Here is a 4,875-nt window from a genome sequence, read left to right on the forward strand (position 1 = left end):
CGGATCCGTTGAAGATCGACCCGGTCACGGGGCAGTCCCGGCTGGACGACGACTATTTCGCCATCGAGACGAAACCGGAACGGATCAATCGTAAAAAAGTCTCGTTGGACATGGATGTGGTGTTACATAAGCAGTTGAAGCAGATCGCCCTGGAGAACGATGTGAAACTCTACGAGTTGGTCGAGGGCGTGCTGCGGAATTACGTCGAGAAGAAAAAATAATAAAAGGAGTGATGAAGATGTTGATGACGATAAAGGGGTTCGAGTCGAGGTACGAGGAAATCATGCGAGATCCGTCGATCCGCCTGCGAGATGAGCAACTGAGAGAGTTGATGATTGAGATGGAGATGATCTTCAAAATCCCGATGCTGAAGAACACGGCGTGGGAGAAAGAGAACCCCCAGGTGATCGAACTATACCGGAAGGTGTCCGACTCGAGAAATCTCTAAAAAGAGCAAAAAAACGCCTTCTTTGCGTGAAATGACAATTCCTCGCAAAGATGTCCTTGCTCCAGAGCCAAGCACGAGAAAAACGGGCGAAATCGACCGTTTTCACAATCTTTTTTTTTTACTTTCCGGATTTATAAAATTACATATCGATTGCGTAATGGTCATCCCCTTTCAAAGACATGGTATCCAATTCCAATAAACATGTAGAGGAAATGATGGTATTTGGGTAAGGAAAAAGGTACGTCATTCTATTTCACTAAGGGGGATTTCAGATGCGCGCCGTAACGTACCAAGGAGCGAAGGATGTTCAAGTCAAACAAGTAAAGGATCCATCGATTGAAAAAAACGATGACATCATCGTCAAAATCACATCGACTGCCATTTGTGGTTCAGACTTACACATCTATCAGGGGAATATGCCGGCTCACAAAGACTATGTCATTGGTCATGAACCGATGGGCATAGTTGAAGAGGTGGGACCAGATGTGACGAAGGTCAAGCGAGGAGACCGGGTTGTGTTACCGTTTAACGTTGCTTGTGGTCACTGTTTCTTTTGTGAACATGATATGGAAAGTCAATGCGATAACTCGAACGGAAATCCCCATGTCGATACAGGTGGGTATTTCGGTTTCACAGAAGAGTTTGGTGGACATCCTGGTGGTCAGGCGGAATATTTGAAAGTTCCGTTTGGGAATTTTATGCCACTCGTGATTCCTGAATCATGTGAACTAGAAGATGAGGCATTACTGTTCTTGTCTGACGTTTTACCTACGGCGTATTGGAGTGTCTTACATGCAGGTGTGAAAAAAGGAGATACGGTCGTTGTACTTGGATCAGGACCAGTTGGACTGATGACACAAAAATTCGCATGGATGCAAGGTGCGAAACGGGTCATTGCAGTAGATGATCAAGTGTATCGATTAAATCATGCTAAAATGACGAATAAAGTTGAGACGGTGAACTTCTCGGACCACGCCGAAAGTGGTGCATACATTAAAGAGTTGACACAGGGTGGGGCAGACGTCGTCATTGATTGCGTCGGTTTTGACGGAAAGATGTCCGCTGTAGAAAAAATCGAACAAAAGATTGGTCTGCAAGGTGGAACGTTGAGTGCCATTAATATTGCGAAGGACGCTGTCCGGAAATTTGGTACCGTACAGTTGACGGGTGTCTATGCTGAAAAATACAATCAATTCCCGCTTGGCGATTTCTTCACCCGAAATATTACGCTAAAAATGGGACAAGCACCCGTTGTCCATTTGATGCCGGAACTGTTCCAAAAAATTATCAACAAAGAATTTGATCCAACAGATATCGTGACGCATCGAGTGGCACTTGATGATGCTGCTTCTGCCTATCAAACATTTAATGATCGGGCAGATGGGTGTATCAAGGTCGTCTTGAAACCATAAGCTATCTCATACTCAAACAGCCCATCCGATTTTTGGATGGGCTGTTGTATATCGTGGAATCAAAAGAAAAAATCGGGTCAAAGGAGACAAATGAATACCTGAAATTCGATATGACCGAGGTATTCATTCAGGAGATGGATGTGGCGTTACATAAGCAGTTGAAGCAGATCGCCCTGGAAAACGATGTGAAACTCTAAAAAGGGCAAAAAAACGCCAAGTTTGCGTGAAATAAAAACTCCACGCAAACTTGACGACGCTCTCAAGCCAAAGTCTAAAAAACATGTAAAAAACGATCGATTTCACAAACTTTTTGGGTGAAATCGATCGTTTTTTTATTGACGTTTTTTTTGATTTTTGATATTTATAAATTGTGGTTAGCACTCTATAGATACGAGTGCTAAAAATAAAAATCTAAGGAGTGATTATCATGGCTGGTTTGATTCCTTTCAACAAGAAGCGTAATGATTTGATGAACCTTGGGTTTAATGATTTTTCGAACATGTTAGATGACTTTTTCTCGGTAAGCGGATTTCCATTTGAAAGAAGCTTAAGACACGACACATTTAAGGTGGACATCAAAGACGAGGGAGAGAAGTATGTTATTGAGGCGGAACTGCCTGGAGTCAAAAAAGAAGATATCCATCTAACGATCGATGACGGTCGTCTCAACCTATCCGTTAAACATGAACAAGTTTCGGAAGAAGAAGGGGATAAATATATTCATAGAGAACGTCGGATGTCTCAGATGTCCCGTAGCATTTTGTTGAAAGATGTGAGTGAAGAGGGCGCTCAAGCTAAATTGGAAGATGGAGTTTTGACATTGACTCTTCCTAAGAAAGAGCATTTAGAGACCTCGAAACGCATCATGATTGAGTAACGTTTATTTCGTGTGATCCCTCCTGAAAGAAAGGCGTTTCGCCTTTCTTTTTTTGATAATCATTTCTCTGGAAGAATCAAGATTTCCCGTTTCTGTTAGTTGATACGATTTGTTGTCGGAGGAATCCCGTATAAACAAGTGTTCAAAGAGCATAAGGGGAAACTGCTATCACTTTCCGTGATAGCCCAGGCAGAGCCTGGGGTTTCCGTGATATCATCAAAAGTCCAAAAGTGGCACGAAATGTGCCAGTGAAAACACGAAAGTGGCACGAAATGTGCCACTTTTTTATGCTATATTTGTATTATCAGAATCTTCAAACAAGAGGTGAGTGAATTGATTATTGATACGGTTAAAAAGAACTTTAGAGATGTTGGTCATATGTTATTCATGAGTGTGTTTTTTACGCTTATGAGTTATCAATTCACTAGATTTCCGTACTCTGAGCCTTGGGTCGACTATCTATTTTATTTCGGTACCGTGGTTGCCTATCTAGGGTTGATATACGCAATTTACATGAAGATCCGTGACAAGCGAAATAGAAAAACGATGCAGTAAGAAGAAATATTTTATTGTCATCATATCTATGTAGAGGTAGAATAATCAGTAACAAAATATGGACGGAACAACAAAAAACGCCACTTCTCCCTTCAGCTTGTTTGGCGACAAGTTGAAGATCATTGAAGTGACGATTTTGTATAGCGGTGTGTAAGAGACATCGCTATTGAAGGTTAGGGGTACATAGCAGGTACGCACCTAACTTAGATGAACTTATCATACTAATTTACCTTAGTAACTTCAAGGTTTTAGTATAAAAAAGGACATCATTCAGTAGCGAGTTTCACGAAACACGCTACTGAATGATGTCCTTTTTGTTTTGGTCTTACATATAAAAGAGGTCCGCACTCGCTCTCTAAACGAGTAGGTTCATCCAGCCGACGCAGTAAAATGGATCGGTCATCACCGCAGTTCCAGCACGTGATGTGACGTTAGCAGGGGAAGGACGGAAAGCCCTGTACATAGCCTAAGTCCCTTCAGGGATATGGTAAAGATCGTTTAATATATGGAGGTTCAAACGGGGTCATATGGTACGACTGTAGACAGCCCTACGACAAACTGTAGGAGATTTTCTAGTAAGCGGCTGTATGATTGCTGTGACACGACATATGACGGCCCTGGCCGTCGTATAGTGGGTTATGTGACGAGTCGCCGAAAGGCAGCAAGGTAGGGCGTGGAAACGCCTTGTGTGCGCGAATGATGCGCAACGAGTCACATGTCGGGGTTGAGACACCCCGGAGTCTTGGAACGCCTAGACATACGGATACCTCGTCTTGCACTAGACGGAGAACGTGGTGGGCAGATTTTAACCGCATCCTTTTTCAAAGGGGTTAGTCTGCCCATCCAGCCGTTTCCTATCTTCCCTACCGGAGTATGCCCGGTGCTCTCTTTGGTTTCAAGTCTTTTTCTTTCCAAGTTCTAAAAAGAAAAGAACAAAGAGCAAACAGATCAGCGAGGAAGCAAGAGAAGATGCAAATTCATATGTGGCACGAGGAATACGAGCCTAGCGCAGTCTGGCGACGTGTTCCGCATGTGCCCCGACAAGCGAGCGAAGGCGTAAACGCCGTAGCGAAGTGCGTTCAGCAGAGAGAAGGAAGGCCTTGAGAGGATCGCCCGAGACATCCGACAGGATGCCAGGGCGATCCAGAAGGAAAAACAAGAAGGGATTAGCCCCAATTGCGAAGAATCAAGAGGGTAAGAGGGAAGGTTGGCAACAACCAAAGAAGAAAGGGTGGTCTCCGATGAAGAACATGGACCTCACGATTTACGAGGTGACGGAACTGAACGAGCGCATGAAGTTCCTGGATCTGGCGAAGCAACATGCGCCAGTGGGCAAGGAGAAGCTACGAGAGGCGCTGAAGTCGGCCGGGGCGACGTTCGACCAACGGACGAAGCGTTGGCATATCGACCGCAACCATTCGAATGCGGAAAAAAAGGTGCTCGATTTCGTTCAGACGAGCCGTTCCAGTGTGACAAAGGCGAAGCGTGTCGCCACGGATCCGTTGAAGATCGACCCGGTCACGGGGCAGTCCCGGCTGGACGACGACTATTTCGCCATCGAGACGAAACCGGAACGGATCAAT

Annotated in this window: 5 protein-coding genes and 1 pseudogene; all 6 read left to right on the forward strand. The window is 44.5% G+C overall.

Translation table 11 applies throughout. The features are described 5' to 3' along the window. Window positions 1–221: pseudogene (locus tag KNO70_RS15925) on the forward strand (hypothetical protein); the annotation flags it as partial. A gap of 17 nt (window positions 222–238) precedes the next feature. Beyond that, entirely contained in the window at window positions 239–448 is a 210-nt protein-coding gene (locus tag KNO70_RS15930) for a hypothetical protein (RefSeq protein ID WP_214812850.1), read from the forward strand. A 272-nt stretch (window positions 449–720) separates the two neighbouring features. After that, window positions 721–1,860: a zinc-dependent alcohol dehydrogenase gene (locus tag KNO70_RS15935; protein ID WP_214812851.1), complete on the forward strand. Its 1,140-nt coding sequence runs from the start codon at window positions 721–723 to the stop codon at window positions 1,858–1,860. Between the two features lie 53 nt (window positions 1,861–1,913). Further along, window positions 1,914–2,057, forward strand: a complete 144-nt coding sequence (locus KNO70_RS15940; protein ID WP_214812852.1) for a hypothetical protein — start codon at window positions 1,914–1,916, stop codon at window positions 2,055–2,057. Between the two features lie 230 nt (window positions 2,058–2,287). Further along, the gene (locus tag KNO70_RS15945) at window positions 2,288–2,737 is read left to right on the forward strand and encodes an Hsp20/alpha crystallin family protein (RefSeq protein ID WP_214686324.1); all 450 of its coding nucleotides are present in this window, start codon (window positions 2,288–2,290) and stop codon (window positions 2,735–2,737) included. 1,796 nt (window positions 2,738–4,533) lie between these two features. Beyond that, window positions 4,534–4,875: hypothetical protein (locus KNO70_RS15950; protein WP_214812853.1), on the forward strand; the 342-nt coding region annotated here is incomplete at its 3' end.

Source organism: Exiguobacterium sp. s181 (assembly GCF_018617125.1).
GTDB lineage: Bacteria > Bacillota > Bacilli > Exiguobacteriales > Exiguobacteriaceae > Exiguobacterium > Exiguobacterium profundum.

Bases quoted from the DNA above. Each gene is read 5' to 3' on its own strand.
- KNO70_RS15930 (WP_214812850.1), top strand. From the start codon at position 239: ATGTTGATGACGATAAAGGGGTTCGAGTCGAGGTACGAGGAAATCATG.
- KNO70_RS15935 (WP_214812851.1), top strand. From the start codon at position 721: ATGCGCGCCGTAACGTACCAAGGAGCGAAGGATGTTCAAGTCAAACAA.
- KNO70_RS15945 (WP_214686324.1), top strand. From the start codon at position 2,288: ATGGCTGGTTTGATTCCTTTCAACAAGAAGCGTAATGATTTGATGAAC.